Below are 15,817 nucleotides of genomic sequence, written 5' to 3'. Positions count from 1 at the left end.
CGTCAGATCCAGGTGGGCAGCCACATGTGCAGGCGCCAGAACCAGTACGGCACCTGCCACGCCGTCCAGATCGGGTAGAAGAACACGCTGACGGCGCCGATCGTCGTGAGCAGGACCGTGAGCCCCACCTTCACGCGCGCCCGCGCGCCCGGGCGGTGCTCGGTGCGTTCGAGCGCGAGCGTCATCGCGTAGACGAGCGTGAGCACGACCCACGGCGTGAAGACGATCGAATAGAACGTGAAGATGGTCCGCTCGGCGTAGAGGAACCACGGCGCCCACCCGGCGACGACGCCGCTGAGCACGGCGAGCGCGCGCCAGTCCTTGAGCCGCACGAGCGCGTAGAGCGCGACGAGGATCGCGAGGGCCGCCGTCCACCACAGCACGGGGTTGCCGAGCGACGTGATCGCGCGGGCGCACCGCTCGACCTCGCACCCGGCCTCGCCGGGGTCGTAGGAGCGCCAGTAGAACGACGTGGGGCGCCACTGGAGGATCCACCCGAGCGGGTGCGCCTCGTACGTGTGCTCGGACGTGAGCCCGTTGTGGAAGTCCCACATCTTGAGGTGGTACTCCCACAGCGACCGCAGGCCGGGCGGGAGCCACTGGACCCCCTCGCCGGGGTGGTCGAGCGCCCACTGGCGCATGTACGCGCCGGGGGACCGGAACCACGACGTCCAGGACGCGAGGTAGGCGAGCGCCGCCGTGGGGAGCATGACGAGCGCGGCCGGGACCGCGTCGCGCACGAGCGCGTCCTCCCACCAGCGCCCGACGCCCGCGGTGCGGCGCGCCGTCGCGTCCCACAGCACCGACACGACGGCGAAGACCGCGAGGAAGTACAGCCCGGACCACTTGACCCCGCACGCGAGGCCCAGCGCGACGGCCGCCGCGAAGCGCCACCACCGCCACCCGAGCCCGGGCCCGTAGCGCCCGATCCTCCCGCCCGCGTCGAGGATCGCCCCGCAGCGGTCCGCGAGCCGGCGTCGCGCCTGCTCGCGGTCGAGCAGCAGGCACCCGAACGCGACGAGCACCCAGATCATGAGCATGTTGTCGAGCAGACCCGTGCGGGAGTGCACGATCGCCTCGCCGTCCACGGCCATGAGCGCGCCCGCGACGATCCCCATCGCCGTCGAGGCGAGAAGGCGCCGGGCGATCCGCGCCACGAGCACGACGGCGACCACCCCCACGACCGCGGACGCGATGCGCCACGACCACGGGTTCTCCGCCCCGCCGAACGCCTTCATGCCGAGCGCGATCATCCACTTGCCGAGCGGGGGGTGGACCACGTAGTCGGCCGTCGGGAGGAACGAGTTCACGTCGCCGGCCTCGAACGCCGGGTTGGGCTCCTCGGGCCAGTCGGCCTCGTACCCGACCTGGAGCAGCGTCCACGCCTGCTTGACGTAGTACGTCTCGTCGAACACGAGCGTGCCCGGTCGGCCGAGGTTCCACAGCCGCAGCACCGCCGCGACGACGGCGACGATCGCGACCCCGAGCCACCCCCACAGCCGGTCGTGCGCGGTCGCGCCGAGCGCCAGACGGCGGGGCCCGAGCAGAGCGAGCAGGAGGCGCTCGCGGTGGGTCAGGGCGGGCGCGTCGTCGGCGTCCTGCTCGAGGGGCGCGGGCGACGTGTCGGCGCCCGAGGGGATGCCGTCGGGCTCGACGTCGGACGGCTGGGCCGACGCGTCGGGGACGTCGGTCGCGTGCCGGGGTCCGGGGTGCGCGTCGGCGGGCGGCTGGGACACGCTGGCCATCGTAGGGGCACACGGGTGTGGAACCCTGGGAGCCATGTCCTCCTCGACCGACGCGCCCGACGCCGACCGGCCCACGACCCCGCGGGAGGCCGGGCACCTGGTGCTGGGCGGCACCCCGATCGGCAACGCGGAGGACGCGAGCCTGCGGCTGCGGCGGCTGCTCGCGGAGGCCGACGTCGTCGCGGCGGAGGACACGCGCCGCCTGCACGCGCTCGCCGGCCGGCTGGGCGTGCAGGTCGGCGGGCGCGTCCTCAGCTTCCACGAGCACAACGAGTCCGACCGCGCGGACGACCTGCTCGACGTCGTCGACGGCGGCGGGACGGTGCTCGTCGTGTCCGACGCGGGCATGCCGAGCGTGTCCGACCCCGGCTTCCGCGTCGTGGCGCGCGCGGTCGAGCGCGGGGTCCCCGTCACGACGGCCCCCGGGCCGAGCGCCGTCCTCACCGCACTCGCGCTCTCGGGGCTCCCGACGGACCGCTTCTGCTTCGAGGGCTTCCTGCCGCGCAAGGCGGGCGACCGGTCGCGCGCGCTCGCCGCGCTCGCCGACGAGCCGCGCACGCTCGTCTTCTTCGAGGCGCCGCACCGCGTGGCGGAGACGCTCGCCGCGATGGCCGTGGGGTTCGGCGCGGACCGGCCGGCCGCCGTCGCGCGCGAGCTCACCAAGACGTACGAGGAGGTGCTGCGCGGGCCTCTCGGCGAGCTCGCGGAGCGCGCCGCCGAGGAGCAGCTCCGCGGGGAGATCTGCGTCGTGGTCGGCGGTGCGCCGCCGCGCGGTCCGGTCCCGCTCCCCGAGCTCGTCCCGGGCGTGCTCGCGCGCGTCGACGGCGGCGAGCGGCTCAAGGAGGTCGTCGCGGACGTCGCCCAGGACGCGGGGGTCGCGAAGCGTGACCTCTACGCGGCGGCCCTGGAGGCGCGCCGCCGCTGAGGCGGCGGGACCGTCAGCGCTCGACGGCGGTGCTCGGCTCGAGCGCGACGCCTGCCGCCGCGAGCTCCTCGCGCGCCGCGGCGCCCAGCTCGGGCGTGACCGGCACGGTGAGGTCGGTGAGGACCCGGGTGGCCAGCCCGAGGGCGTGGGCGTCGAGCGCCGTCGCGCGCACGCAGTGCGACTCGGCGATGCCGACGACGTCGACCGCCTCGATCCCGGCGTCGCGCAGGACGTCCGCGAGCGGCCGGCCGCCGACGTCGACCCCCTCGAACCCGGAGTACGCGGCCTGGTACTCGCCCTTCTTGACCCCGGCGTCGGGCGCGAGGTCGGCCAGCGCGGGGTGCAGCTCGGCGTTCGGGGTGCCCGCGATCCCGTGCGGGGGCCACGTGTCGACGAAGTCGGGGTCCGGGCTCCAGTGCTCGCCGGGGTCGACGTGCCAGTCCTGGGTCGTGACGACGAGGTCGTAGGCGTCGCGGTGGTCGCGCGCGTGGTCGGCGATCCGCTGCGCGACGGCGTTCCCGCCCTCGACCCCCAGCTCCCCGCCCTCGCAGAACGTGGGCTGGACGTCGACGACGATCAGCGCGCGGCGCACCGCGGGAGTGTTCTCGCTCATGCGCCCACTCTGCCACCCAGGACGGGGGCGTGGGGGAGCTCACCAGTGAGGCGCCGGGCCCGCCGGGCGCGTCCCGCGCGCGGGTGCGAGAGTGGGGGCAGCCGTGACCCGAGCACCCGGGAGGACCCGATGAGCGACGACCCGACGCCCGCCGCGACCCCTCCGGCCGGCACGCCGGAGCGGCCCATCGGGTACTGGCTCAAGCTCGTGGACCGGCTCATCGACGAGAGCCTCGACGGCGTGTTCCAGCACTCGGGGCTCACGCGCCGGCACTGGCAGGTGCTCAACACCATCCGGGACGGCGTGAGCGAGGAGACGAGCGTCGACGGCGTCCTCTCGCCCTTCACCGGGGCGGCGGCGGGGCACGGGGCCAGCGCCGTGACGGCGGAGATCGACGACCTCGTGCGGCGGGGCTGGGTCGCGCGCGACGGCTCCGGTCGGCTGTCCGTGACGGTCGCCGGCAACCACGCGTACCACGACCTGCTCGACGCCGTGTCGCTCGCGCGCGAGCGCGTCGCCGAGGGCGTGAGCCGCGAGGAGTATGCCCGCACGGTCGCGACGCTCGAGCGCATGGCACGCAACCTCGGCTGGACCGGCTGACCGGGGAGCCGGTCGGTCGCGAGACGGGGCGCCGCGGCGTCTGACAGCAGGCGTACCCTGCGAGACCCGCGACCCGCGCGCACCCCCGCGCGCGGGAGCGCCGCACAGAGCTGGAGCACTGCGATGGAGTTCCGCCGGATCCCCGGTCTGCCGCCCTACGTCTTCACGATCATCGACGGGCTCAAGATCGAGGCACGCCGAGCAGGGCGCGACGTCGTCGACCTCGGGTTCGGCAACCCCGACCTGCCCAGCCCGCAGATCGCGGTGGACAAGCTCGCCGAGGCCGCGCAGAACTCGCGCAACCACCGCTACTCCGCGTCGCGCGGCATCCCCAAGCTCCGCGAGGCCGTCGCGGGCCTGTACCAGCGCCGGTTCGGCGTGAGCCTCGACCCGGACACCGAGATCATCTCGACCATCGGCGCCAAGGAGGGCTTCAGCCACCTCATGTGGGTGCTGCTCCAGCCGGGCGACGTCGCGCTCGTCCCGACCCCGAGCTACCCCATCCACATCTGGGGCCCCTACTTCGCGGGCGCCGACGCGCGCCAGGTCCCCATCGGCGACGGGACCGACGCCGCGGGGTACATCGACCGCATCATCGAGGCGTGGGAGTTGGGCTGGCCCAAGCCGCGCGTCGTCGTGCTGTCGTTCCCGCACAACCCGACGACGACGGTCGCGACCAAGGAGGACCTCCAGCGCCTCGTCGACTGGGCCCGGGACAAGGACGTCGTGCTCGTGCACGACCTCGCGTACGCCGACATGACGTTCGACGGGTTCGAGCCGCCGTCGATCATGGAGTGCGAGGGCGCGCGCGAGGTCGCGGTCGAGCTGTACTCGATGACGAAGTCGTTCTCCATGGCGGGCTGGCGCGTCGCGTTCCTCGTGGGGCGCCGGGACGTCGTCGGGGCGCTCGCCAAGCTCAAGAGCTACCTCGACTACGGCACGTTCCAGCCCATCCAGATCGCCGCGACCGTGACGCTCAACGAGGCGACGGAGTTCCCGCAGGAGATCTCGTCCGTCTACGAGTCGCGTCGCGACGCCCTGTACGACGGCCTCCAGCGCATCGGCTGGGACATCCACAAGCCCGGCGGCACGATGTTCGCGTGGGCCCGCATCCCCGAGCCCTACCGCGACATGGGCTCGATCGAGTTCGCGACGCACCTCGTCGAGGAGTGCGACGTCGCCGTGTCCCCGGGCGTCGGGTTCGGCCCCGGCGGCGACGAGTTCGTGCGGTTCGCGCTCATCGAGAACGAGCACCGCATCGGCCAGGCGATCCGCGGTCTCAAGCGCGGTCTCACCCGCCTCTGACGGTCGAGGCCCCCCGGCGCCGTGGCACGTGCGACGACGCCCGCGGCGCGCGACGATGGGCGCATGCCCACGAACCGGACGGCCGCGCGTCGGGCGAGACTCGCGGCCGCGGCGGGGGTCGCCGTCGTGCTGCTGGCGGCGTGCACGCCCGACGACGGTCCGGAGCCGGCCCCGGGCCCGTCGGTCACGACGGCCACCGCAGAGCCGAGCGAACCCGCGGAGACGACCACGCCGGAGCCCGCGCCGGAGCCCGGCCTCGTCGACGTGCCCGAGGTGCGGGTGGACGTGACCGAGGTGGCGACCGAGCTGCCCGCGCCGTGGGGGCTCGCGGCGCTCGCGGACGGGACGCTGCTCGTCTCGCTGCGCGACGAGCGCGGGCTCGTCGTCGTGGACCCGGCGACGGGTGCCGTCGAACCGGTCACGGGACCGGGCGCGGACGACCTGCGCGACGGCACGGTCGCGACGGGCGAGTCGGGTCTGCTCGGGGTCGCGGTCGGGCCCGAGGGCGGCGCGGCACCGGGGGAGGTGTTCGTCTACCGGACCGCCCCCGGCGGCAACGAGGTCCTGCGGGGGACGCTCGCCGGTCGCGAGCTGTCGGTCCTCACCCCGATCCTCCAGGGCATCCCCGCGGCGTCCACGCACGACGGCGGCCGGCTCGCGTTCGGGCCGGACGGCTACCTGTACGTGACGACGGGGGACGCGCAGCAGCGCGGCGCGGCGCAGGACGCGGGTGCGCTGAACGGCAAGATCCTGCGCCTGACGGTGGACGGGGATCCGGCACCGGGGAACCCTGATGCGGCCTCGCCGGTGTGGAGCCTCGGCCACCGCAACGTCCAGGGCGTGGCGTGGGACGTGACGGGCCGCATGCTCGCGTCGGAGTTCGGGCAGGACACGTTCGACGAGCTCAACGTCGTCGTGCCCGGCGGGAACTACGGCTGGCCGGAGGTGGAGGGGGAGGGCGGCGTCGGCTCGGGGTTCGTCGACCCGGTGGCGACGTGGTCGACGTCGGACGCCTCGCCGAGCGGGCTGGCCGTGACCCGCGAGGGTGCGTACCTGGCGGGTCTGCGGGGCCAGACGCTGTGGCGCGTGCCGTTCGCGTCGCCCGACGGCGGGGAGTCGGCCGACGCGTTCGGCTCGCCCCAGGCCGTGCTCACGGACCGGGGTCGGCTGCGCGCCGTCCTCGTGGACCCGGCGACGCCGCTCGGGGACGACGGGAGCTCCGTGCTGTACGTGCTGACCAACAACACCGACGGGCGGGGAGACCCACGCGACGGCGACGACCGGCTGCTCCGGGTCGCGGTGACGCCGGCGGGGTGACCCGGCACGACCCGCAGGCTCGGTTCGTGATCCGCGGGCTGACCAGTCGGTTTGGAGCGTGATAACGAATCGGTTACGGTCGAGTGTCTCGCGTTGCCGCTCACCGGGGACAGGTGTATTGGCCGGCCGTGGGGCGCGGTCTCCGTAGAGCACCCAGGGTGCCGGGGGTCCGCAGGACGGCCGGATCGGCTGGTCGAACCGGGTGACGCCCGCGCCGCGGCGCGGGACGCCCCGGGGCGCGCGTGCGCCGTCGACCCCCGTGCCCGGGACCCCCGACGACTGGACCAGAGTGCACAACCCCTTCCGCTTCCGCGCGCCCCAGAACCGTGACGTCGAGACCGTGACCTCGGACGCCGCACCCACCGAGACCACCCCGGAGACCTCCGAGACGCCCAGCCGTCGCGCCGCCCGCTCCGCGCGGACGCTGCGCACCACGCGCCGCCGCCGCTGGTCGATCGTCACGGCGGCCACCGCCGTCGCGCTCGTCGGCTCCGGCGCCGTCGCGTACGGCGAGGCCAGCAAGACCGTCACGATCGACGTCGACGGCGAGCTGACCACCGTCAGCACGCTCGCCGGCTCGGTGTCCGGCGCGCTCGACGCCGCCGGGATCGAGGTCGGTGCGCGCGACCAGGTCGCGCCCGACCCCGCGTCGGCCCTCGACGACGGTGACGAGGTCGTGGTGCGCCTCGGCAAGCAGGTCACCGTCCAGACCGACGGTGAGCAGTCCGACGTCTGGCTCACCGCGCTCGACGCGGACGAGGCGCTGAAGACCCTCGCCGAGCGCGGGGGCGACGTGCGCCTCGTCGCATCGCGGTCGGGAGAGCGCGCGTCGCTCGACCTGCGCCTCGACACCGACGGCCCGGTGAACGTCGTCGCGGACGGTGAGACGAACGTCGCCCCCGACGGCAGCGTCGGCGTCCCCGCGATCCTCGAGCAGCAGGGCATCGAGCTCGGCGAGCTCGACCGTGTGAGCGTCCAGCGCGTCGAGGCCCCCGAGCCGGGTGCCCCGACGGTCTCGCTCGTCGTCCAGCGCGTCGTCGTCGAGCAGCAGCAGACCACGACCCCCGTGCCCCACGAGACCGTCGAGAAGGCGAACGCCGCGCGGTACAGCGACGACCCGGCGGTCGTCTCGCAGAAGGGTGCCGACGGCGTCACCACGACGACCTTCGAGGTGACCCTCGTGGACGGTGTGGAGGAGTCGCGCGAGCAGCTGACCCAGGAGGTCACGACCGCCCCGGTCGACCAGGTCGTCGTCAAGGGGACCAAGGAGCGGCCCAAGGACCCCCGCGCGCTGGGGCAGCTCATGGCCGCCGAGCGCGGCTGGACCGGGTCGCAGTGGACGTGCCTCGAGAAGCTGTGGACCAAGGAGTCCAACTGGAACCCGAGGGCGGACAACCCGACGTCGAGCGCCTACGGCATCCCGCAGTCGCTGCCCGGCTCGAAGATGGCCAGCAAGGGCGCCGACTGGGCGACCAACCCCGCGACGCAGATCGCGTGGGGCCTGGACTACATCGCCGGCTCGTACGGCTCGCCGTGCGGCGCGTGGTCCCACTCGCAGGCGACCAACTGGTACTGAGCACGGATCTACCGAGCGGACCGGCTCCGGACGGGCCCGCGACCTCCGAGGTCGCGGGCCCGTCGTCGTCCGGCGCCCCGAGACGACCCCACGGCGCGCTGCGCGGGCCGACTAAGATCGCCCGCATGACCCACATCCTCTCGGCCGTGGCGTGGCCGTATGCCAACGGGCCGCGCCACATCGGCCACGTCGCAGGTTTCGGTGTCCCGTCGGACGTCTTCAGCCGGCACATGCGGATGGCGGGTCACGACGTCCTCATGGTCTCGGGCACCGACGAGCACGGGACGCCCATCCTCGTGCAGGCGGACAAGGAGGGCGTGAGCCCGCAGGAGCTCGCGGACCGGTACAACCGCGTCATCGTCGAGGACCTGCACCAGCTCGGGCTGTCCTACGACCTGTTCACGCGGACCACGACGCGCAACCACTACGCCGTCGTGCAGGAGATGTTCCGCACGGTCCACAAGAACGGGTACATGGTCGAGCAGACGACCATGGGCGCGATCTCGCCGTCGACGGGCCGCACGCTGCCGGACCGCTACATCGAGGGCACGTGCCCCATCTGCGGCTACGACGGCGCGCGCGGCGACCAGTGCGACAACTGCGGCAACCAGCTCGACGCGATCGACCTCATCAACCCGCACAGCCGCATCAACGGCGAGACGCCCAAGTTCGTCGAGTCGAACCACTTCTTCCTCGACCTGCCCGCGTTCGTCGACGCGCTGGGGGACTGGCTGCGCACGCGCACCGAGTGGCGCCCGAACGTCCTGAAGTTCTCGCTCAACCTGCTCGACGACGTGCGCCCGCGCGCCATGACGCGCGACATCGACTGGGGCATCCCGGTCCCGCTGCCCGGGTGGGAGGAGAACTCGAGCAAGCGTCTCTACGTGTGGTTCGACGCGGTGATCGGCTACCTGTCGGCGTCGATCGAGTGGGCGCGGCGCAGCGGCGACCCGGACGCGTGGCGCGCGTTCTGGAACGACCCCGAGGCCCGCTCGTACTACTTCATGGGCAAGGACAACATCACGTTCCACTCCCAGATCTGGCCGGCCGAGCTGCTCGGCTACGACGGCCGGGGGAGCAAGGGCGGGGCGCCGGGTGCGTACGGGAACCTCCAGCTCCCGACGGAGGTCGTGTCGAGCGAGTTCCTCAACGTCGAGGGGCAGAAGTTCTCCTCGTCGCGCGGCGTCGTGATCTACGTGCGCGACATGCTGGCCCGCTACCAGCCGGACGCGTTCCGGTACTACGTCGCGTCGGCGGGCCCGGAGACGCAGGACGTCGACTTCACGTGGGCGGACTTCCAGCGCCGCACGAACGACGAGCTCGTCGCCGGCTGGGGCAACCTCGTGAACCGCACGGCGAACCTCGTGCACAAGAACTTCGGGGCCATCCCGGAGCCGGGTCAGCGCCAGCCGATCGACGAGGGCGTCCTCGCCACGACGACGACCGCGTTCGGGCGCGTGGGGGAGCTCATCGCGACGCACCGCCAGCGCGCGGCCGTCGCGGAGGCGATGAAGACGGTCGGCGAGGTGAACAAGTACGTGTCGGACACCGAGCCCTGGAAGCTCAAGACCGACCCGGACCGGCTCGCGACCGTGCTGCACACCGTGACCCAGGCGGTGAGCGACCTCAACACGATCCTGTCGCCGTTCCTGCCGCACTCGGCGCAGCAGGTGCACGAGGCGTTCGGCGGCACGGGCACCATCGCGCCGCAGCCGCGCATCGACGAGGTGACCGACCTCGACGACGAGTCGCGCCACTACCCGATCATCACGGGCGACTACCGCGCCGAGGGTCTGGCGACCTGGGAGCCCAAGCCGGTCGTGCCGGGCACCCCGGTCGGCAAGCCGACGCCGGTGTTCACCAAGCTCGACGACTCGATCGTCGAGGAGGAGCTCGACCGCCTGCGCGAGACCGCCTGACCGTGGCGAAGCAGCGCGAGCGCGGGTGGCCGCCCGACCCGGAGCCGCTGCCCGTCCCGGTCGTGGACAACCACACCCACCTCGACTCGATCGGGCACGTGCTGCCCGACGACGTCCCCGCCCCGAGCGTCACGGACCACCTCGCGCGGGCGGCGGCCGTGGGAGTCGACCGGGTCGTGCAGGTCGGGTGCGACCTGCCCGCCGCCCGCTGGACGGACGCCCTGCTGCGCGGTGACCTCGCGGCATGGGACACGACGTCGGCCGCCGAGCAGGGCGTCGGACGGCTGCTCGGCGCCGTCGCGATCCACCCGAACGAGGCGGTGCTGCACGGCGGGGTCCGCGAGGTCGGGCCGGACGGGCTCGAGCCCGACCCGCGGCCGCACCACGACGTCCCCCTCGACGACGCCGTCGCCGAGATCGCGGCGATCGCGCGCGCGAACGACCGCGTGCGGGCGATCGGCGAGACGGGCATGGACCTGTTCCGTACAGGGCCGCAAGGCGAGGCCGTACAGCGCGAGGCGTTCCGGGCGCACGTCGCGCTCGCGAAGGAGCTGGGTCTCGCGCTGCAGATCCACGACCGCGACGCGCACGCCGAGGTGCTCGACGTGCTCGCGCGGGACGGCGCACCGGAGCGCACGGTGTTCCACTGCTACTCGGGCGACGCGGCGATGGCCCGGTTCTGCGCGCAGCAGGGCTGGTACCTGTCGTTCGCCGGCCCGGTGACGTTCCGCGCGAACGACGAGCTGCGTGCTGCCTTGCGGGAGGTCCCGCTCGGGCAGGTGCTGGTCGAGACGGACGCGCCCTACCTCACGCCGCACCCGTACCGGGGCCGTCCGAACGCCCCGTACGTGCTGCCGACGACCGTGCGTACGGTCGCCGAGGTCGTGGACCTGCCGCTCGCGGACGTGTGCGAGCGCCTCGCCGCGACGTCCGTCGCGGTCTACGGGCCCTGGTGACGCGGGCCGGCGGGGCGCCACCCGTCACCGCCCGTTCCGGGCGAACCGGAGGTTTCGTCCTGGGTCACGTTTCGGCTACGGTCGGGTCCGTGCGTCGCGCGCCGTGCGCCGACGACGTGCCCCACCTCGCCCCCGGCGGTCGCCGAGGGCTGCTTCCCCGCAGAAGGGACCGCGCGCGTGCTCGCACCTGACGGAACCGGTCGCCGGCGCCTGCAACGGCTGGCGGCCCAGGGCGTCGTCGTCGCGAGCCTGGTGGTCGTCACCGGTGCGTTCGCCTCGCTCCAGAAGAGCGTCACGCTCGACGTCGACGGCGAGCTGCACGACGTCTCCGCGTACGGGCGCACGGTCGCCGAGGTGCTCGACTACCAGGACGTCGCGGTCGGCGCGGAGGACCTCGTCGAGCCCGGTCTGACGGACCCCGCGCGGGACGGCAGCACGATCGTCGTCCGGTCGAGCCACGACGTGACGATCGAGATCGACGGCCAGGTCCAGACGATCTCGACGACCGCGCGCACCGTCGGGGAGCTCCTCACCTACCTCGGGCCGCGTGCCGAGGGAGCCGTGACCGAGGTGTCCCGCACGCAGGCGCTCGGTCGCGACCCGATCCGGGTCTCCACGCTCAAGACGGTGCACGTCGCCGTCGACGGCGCGGTCATGCCCATCACGACGGCGGAGCCCACGGTGCGCGGCGTCCTCGCGACGGCCGGCATCGTGCTCGCCGAGGGCGACAGCACGTCCGCGCCGCTCGACGCGGCCGCGGTCGACGGAATGCTCGTCCTCGTGAGCCGGGCCGCGGCGTCGGCGACGACCGTCACCGAGGTGCTGCCCTTCGCCACGGAGGAGGTCGAGGACCCGAACCTGCCGAAGGGGCACCGGGTGGTCGTCCAGTCCGGCCGCGTGGGCGAGGCGACCACGACGTACGCCGTCCAGACGCTCGGCGGCGCCGAGGTCTCGCGCACGGTCCTCACGCGCACGGTCACGACCGAGCCGCGGAACGAGATCATCAAGATCGGGACGATGGACATCTCCGTCTCGGTGGACCCGGGCTCGGCACGTGCCATCGGCCGGTCGCTCGCCGCTCAGCGCGGCTGGGGCGACGACCAGTTCGTCTGCCTCGACAAGCTCTGGACCAAGGAGAGCAACTGGCGGGTCGACGCCGACAACCCGAGCTCGAGCGCCTACGGGATCCCGCAGGCGCTGCCCGGGTCCAAGATGTCGAGCGCCGGGGCCGACTGGCGCACCAACCCGGCGACCCAGATCACGTGGGGCCTCGGCTACATCGAGGGTCGGTACGGCACGCCGTGCTCGGCGTGGTCCCACTCCGTGGCCAAGGGTTGGTACTGACGCCTGGCACGGCGATCGCGGTCCGCGGGCGCCGCGCCCGGGCAGGTCGGCGGGAGATCGGCTAGCGCTCGAGCATCTCCAGGTAGTGCGGGTTCTGCATGATCCCCAGCACGTTGCCGAACGGGTCCACGACCGAGGCCGTGACGAAGCCCTCGCCCTGCCCGCGCTCGACGACGCCCTCGTACTCGGTCGCGCCGAGCGCGAGCAGCCGGGCGAACGCGTGGCGCACGTCGTCGACGTGCCAGTTCACGATGACGCCCCCGGGCGTCTGCGGCTGCGGGTGCGGCGACCACGACCGGGCGATGATCCCGAGCTCGTCCTGACGGTCGCCGACGCGGAACTCCACGTACCCGCCCGGCACCACGTAGTAGGGCTCGATCCCGAGCACCTCGGCGTACCACGCGGACGCCGCCTCCAGGTCGTCGGCCCACAGGTTCAGCGTCGCCATCCCACGCAGCATGCTGGTCTCCTCGTCGTCGGCCGGGCGTGCGCCCGGGGTCGTGGTCGTCGCGTCCCTGGCAGGACCGACACCACGACAGTAGGACCCCATGCGGAACGTGCGGTTCCGCATTGTCGGGCAGGATGAGACGCGTGCTGGACACCTCCGGGCGACTCCTGCGCCTCCTGGCGCTCCTCCCGACGCGACCGACGTGGTCCGGTCCCGAGCTGGCGGACCGGCTCGGCGTCACGACCCGCACCGTCCGCAACGACGTGGAGCGCCTGCGGATCCTCGGGTACGAGGTCCGGTCGGCGCCGGGTGCCGCGGGCGGCTACCGGCTCGGGTCGGGGACCGCGCTGCCGCCGCTCCTGCTCGACGACGAGGAGGCGGCCGTCGTCGCCGTGTCGCTGCGGGCGGCCGCCACGGGGTCGGTCACGGGCGCCGAGGACGCCGCCCGCCGGGCGCTCGTCAAGCTCGACACCGTGCTGCCCGCCCGGTTGCGCGCCCGGGCGGACGCGCTGCGCGCCGCGGTCGCGAGCGCGCCGGTCGGCGGGCCGGCCGTCGACGCGCGGGTGCTCGCCGACGTCGCGACGGCCTTCGCCGCCCGGACGGGTCTGCGGCTCGAGTACGAGGCGCACGACGGCACGACGACGCACCGCGAGGTCGAGCCGTACCGGCTCGTCCACGTCGGTCGGCGGTGGTACCTGCTGGCGTTCGACCTCGACCGCGACGACTGGCGCACGTTCCGCGTGGACCGCTTGAGCCTGCGCACGCCGGGCGGTCCGCGCTTCGTTCCGCGCCCCGTGCCGGGCGGCGACGCGGTCGCCCACGTGGTCCGCGGCGTGGGGTCGATGGCGTGGGCGCACCCCGCGCGCGTGCGCCTGCACGCACCGGCGAGCGTCGTGGCGGACCGGATCGCGCCGGGAACGGGAGTGCTCGTGGACGACGGACCGGACGCGTGCGTGCTCGAGACCGGGGGGACGTCGCTCGCCCAGCTCGCGGGGTTCCTGCTGGGCCTCGACGTCGACCTCACGGTGCTCGGTCCGCCCGAGCTCGCGGCGACGTTGGCGCGGGTCGGGGCGCGCGCCGCGCGATCAGGGGGTGGGGGATCGCAGCGCGGGGGGCCGGGGGAGGGCGGCTTCCCGAGTGACGCCGACGGTGACGCCGGGTGAGGAGCGCGTGGAGGCGCCGGTGACATACATCCAGAAATCAGGACAGAACCTCCCAGTCTAGCGGCGCAGGGGTTGGACTTCGATAACAGATCGGTTACGGTCGAACGTCGCTCGCGCGCGAACGGCATGCTCCTGTGGTCCGGACGGACCGAGGGAGACGTGCCCGGACCACGCGGGCGGTGCGCCGTCGTCGGGCCCTGGGGAAGGGGCGCCGGGGTGGCGCCGGCAGCCGGATCGGCCGCTCGAGACCCGCGGACGCACGTGTGCGCCCGCCGCGGAGGACGCACGTCCGCCGCGGGCCGCGGGTGGTGCCCACGCGCCGTCGAGCACCCGTGCCCGGGACCCCCGACGACTGGACCCGAGTGAAGAACCCCTTCCACCGGACCGCTGACGCGGCCGGCGCCCCCGAGAGCGCCGACACCCCCCTGACCCCCTTCGAGACCACCACCGACGGCCCCGCGGAGGGCCCCCAGAGCCCCGCGAGCACCGCCACCCGCCGTCGCCGCTGGCCCCTCGTGGCCGGCGCCACCGCCGTCGTCCTCCTCGCGACCGGCGCCGTCGCCTACGGCAACGCGCGCAAGACCGTCGAGCTCGACGTGGACGGCAAGATCACCACCGTCACGACCTTCGCCGGGTCCGTCGAGGGCCTGCTCGCCGAGCAGGACGTCGCCGTGGGCGACCGCGACCTCGTCGTGCCCGACGTCGACTCGGCCCTGCGCGGCGGCGGCGACGTCGTCGTGCGCTACGGGCGCGAGGTGCCCGTCCAGGTCGACGGCTCCCAGTCCTCCGTCTGGCTCACCGCGCTCGACGCGGACGAGGCCCTGACGACCCTCGCCTCGCGCGGCAGCGACGTGCGTCTCGTGGCGTCGCGCTCCGGCGAGCGCGCGTCCCTCCCGATCCGCCTCGACGTGGACGGCCCCGTGAACGTCGTCGCGGACGGCGAGACGAAGGTCGCGCCCGACGGCAGCATCGGCATCGACGCGATCCTCGACCAGCAGGGCATCCAGCTCGGCGAGCTCGACCGCGTCCACGTGGAGAAGTCGGACCAGATCGCCGCGGCCCAGGCCGATGCCGCCGCCGAGGCGGCCCCCGCCGCGGACGCCGACGCCACCGCCGCCGCGACCGAGGACGACGAGGCCGCGGCGGACGCCGCGCCCGTCTCGCTCGTCGTGCAGCGCGTGAAGGTCGAGGAGGTGCCCACCGAGAAGGCCGTCCCGTTCGAGACGGTCACCGAGGAGGACGCCAACCGCTTCGAGGACCTCGACCCGGTCGTGAAGCAGGAGGGTGTCGAGGGCGTCCACACGACCGTGCACCGCGTCACGACGGTCGACGGTGCCGAGGAGTCGCGCGAGCTCGTCTCCGAGGGCGTCACCACGCCCCCGGTGAACAAGATCCTCGTGCAGGGCACCAAGGAGCGCCCCAAGCCGCAGCCGAAGGCCGAGACGCAGCAGCGTTCGTCGTCGTCGTCCTCCTCGTCGTCGTCGGGCGGCTCGTCCGCGCCGGCCGCGAACCTCGGCTCCGCCCCCGGCGGCGTCTGGGGTGCGCTCGCGCAGTGCGAGTCCGGTGGCAACCCCGCGACGAACACGGGCAACGGCTACTACGGCCTCTACCAGTTCTCGCTGTCGACGTGGCAGGCCATGGGCGGCTCCGGTCTCCCGTCGGAGGCCTCGGCCGCCGAGCAGACGCAGCGCGCCCAGGCGCTCCAGGCCCGCTCGGGCTGGGGCCAGTGGCCCGCCTGCGCGGCCAAGCTGGGTCTCCTCTGACCCGGTAGCAAGGACTCGCGGCCGCCCGACGGCCGCACCGCGAAGGGGGGGGGGGGCGCGCGCCCCCCCCCCGGGGGGGCCCCCGCGCGGGGGCGCGCGCGCCCCCCCCCCCGGGGGGGGGTGTGTGTGGTTAGAGGGCCCCC

At 74.1% G+C, this 15,817-nt stretch carries 13 protein-coding genes; 10 read left to right on the top strand and 3 right to left on the bottom strand.

Annotation, left to right across the window (positions count from 1 at the left end):
* Nucleotides 1-2: 2 nt before the first annotated feature.
* Nucleotides 3-1,745 (bottom strand): dolichyl-phosphate-mannose--protein mannosyltransferase, encoded by a 1,743-nt coding sequence (locus ACFWH7_RS12155; protein ID WP_378216767.1) that lies wholly within the window; start codon nt 1,743-1,745, stop codon nt 3-5.
* 34 nt (nt 1,746-1,779) lie between these two features.
* On the opposite strand from ACFWH7_RS12155, the gene rsmI reads away from it, so the two are divergent.
* Nucleotides 1,780-2,670: a 16S rRNA (cytidine(1402)-2'-O)-methyltransferase gene (gene rsmI / locus ACFWH7_RS12150; protein ID WP_378216766.1), complete on the top strand. Its 891-nt coding sequence runs from the start codon at nt 1,780-1,782 to the stop codon at nt 2,668-2,670.
* A gap of 13 nt (nt 2,671-2,683) precedes the next feature.
* Here the strand turns inward: rsmI and ACFWH7_RS12145 are convergent, their stop codons facing one another.
* Nucleotides 2,684-3,283, bottom strand: coding sequence for an isochorismatase family protein (locus tag ACFWH7_RS12145; protein WP_378216765.1), 600 nt, complete (start codon nt 3,281-3,283; stop codon nt 2,684-2,686).
* Between the two features lie 129 nt (nt 3,284-3,412).
* On the opposite strand from ACFWH7_RS12145, the gene ACFWH7_RS12140 reads away from it, so the two are divergent.
* From ACFWH7_RS12140 to ACFWH7_RS12110, 7 genes are all read left to right on the top strand, one after another.
* Nucleotides 3,413-3,883: a MarR family winged helix-turn-helix transcriptional regulator gene (locus ACFWH7_RS12140; RefSeq protein WP_378216764.1), complete on the top strand. Its 471-nt coding sequence runs from the start codon at nt 3,413-3,415 to the stop codon at nt 3,881-3,883.
* Between the two features lie 123 nt (nt 3,884-4,006).
* On the top strand, nt 4,007-5,188 hold the full coding sequence (locus ACFWH7_RS12135; RefSeq protein WP_378216763.1) for an aminotransferase class I/II-fold pyridoxal phosphate-dependent enzyme: 1,182 nt from the start codon (nt 4,007-4,009) through the stop codon (nt 5,186-5,188).
* 63 nt (nt 5,189-5,251) lie between these two features.
* Nucleotides 5,252-6,505: a PQQ-dependent sugar dehydrogenase gene (locus ACFWH7_RS12130; protein ID WP_378216762.1), complete on the top strand. Its 1,254-nt coding sequence runs from the start codon at nt 5,252-5,254 to the stop codon at nt 6,503-6,505.
* A 259-nt stretch (nt 6,506-6,764) separates the two neighbouring features.
* Entirely contained in the window at nt 6,765-8,081 is a 1,317-nt protein-coding gene (locus ACFWH7_RS12125) for an aggregation-promoting factor C-terminal-like domain-containing protein (RefSeq protein WP_378216761.1), read from the top strand.
* 125 nt (nt 8,082-8,206) lie between these two features.
* Nucleotides 8,207-10,000 (top strand): methionine--tRNA ligase, encoded by a 1,794-nt coding sequence (gene metG, locus ACFWH7_RS12120; protein WP_378216760.1) that lies wholly within the window; start codon nt 8,207-8,209, stop codon nt 9,998-10,000.
* A gap of 2 nt (nt 10,001-10,002) precedes the next feature.
* Nucleotides 10,003-10,956 (top strand): TatD family hydrolase, encoded by a 954-nt coding sequence (locus ACFWH7_RS12115; RefSeq protein ID WP_378216759.1) that lies wholly within the window; start codon nt 10,003-10,005, stop codon nt 10,954-10,956.
* A gap of 177 nt (nt 10,957-11,133) precedes the next feature.
* Nucleotides 11,134-12,300, top strand: a complete 1,167-nt coding sequence (locus ACFWH7_RS12110) for an aggregation-promoting factor C-terminal-like domain-containing protein (protein WP_378216758.1) — start codon at nt 11,134-11,136, stop codon at nt 12,298-12,300.
* A gap of 61 nt (nt 12,301-12,361) precedes the next feature.
* Here the strand turns inward: ACFWH7_RS12110 and ACFWH7_RS12105 are convergent, their stop codons facing one another.
* On the bottom strand, nt 12,362-12,760 hold the full coding sequence (locus ACFWH7_RS12105; RefSeq protein WP_378216757.1) for a VOC family protein: 399 nt from the start codon (nt 12,758-12,760) through the stop codon (nt 12,362-12,364).
* A 131-nt stretch (nt 12,761-12,891) separates the two neighbouring features.
* Between ACFWH7_RS12105 and ACFWH7_RS12100 the strand changes: the two genes are divergently transcribed.
* Together ACFWH7_RS12100 and ACFWH7_RS12095 are read left to right on the top strand one after the other, a co-directional pair.
* Nucleotides 12,892-13,911, top strand: a complete 1,020-nt coding sequence (locus ACFWH7_RS12100; protein ID WP_378216756.1) for a helix-turn-helix transcriptional regulator — start codon at nt 12,892-12,894, stop codon at nt 13,909-13,911.
* A gap of 332 nt (nt 13,912-14,243) precedes the next feature.
* Nucleotides 14,244-15,674 (top strand): transglycosylase family protein, encoded by a 1,431-nt coding sequence (locus ACFWH7_RS12095; protein WP_378216755.1) that lies wholly within the window; start codon nt 14,244-14,246, stop codon nt 15,672-15,674.
* Nucleotides 15,675-15,817: the final 143 nt, after the last annotated feature.

Origin of the sequence: Cellulosimicrobium cellulans (assembly GCF_042723955.1) — a bacterium.
Lineage (GTDB): Bacteria > Actinomycetota > Actinomycetes > Actinomycetales > Cellulomonadaceae > Cellulosimicrobium > Cellulosimicrobium cellulans_H.
This window is presented reverse-complemented; position numbering and strand designations above follow the sequence as displayed.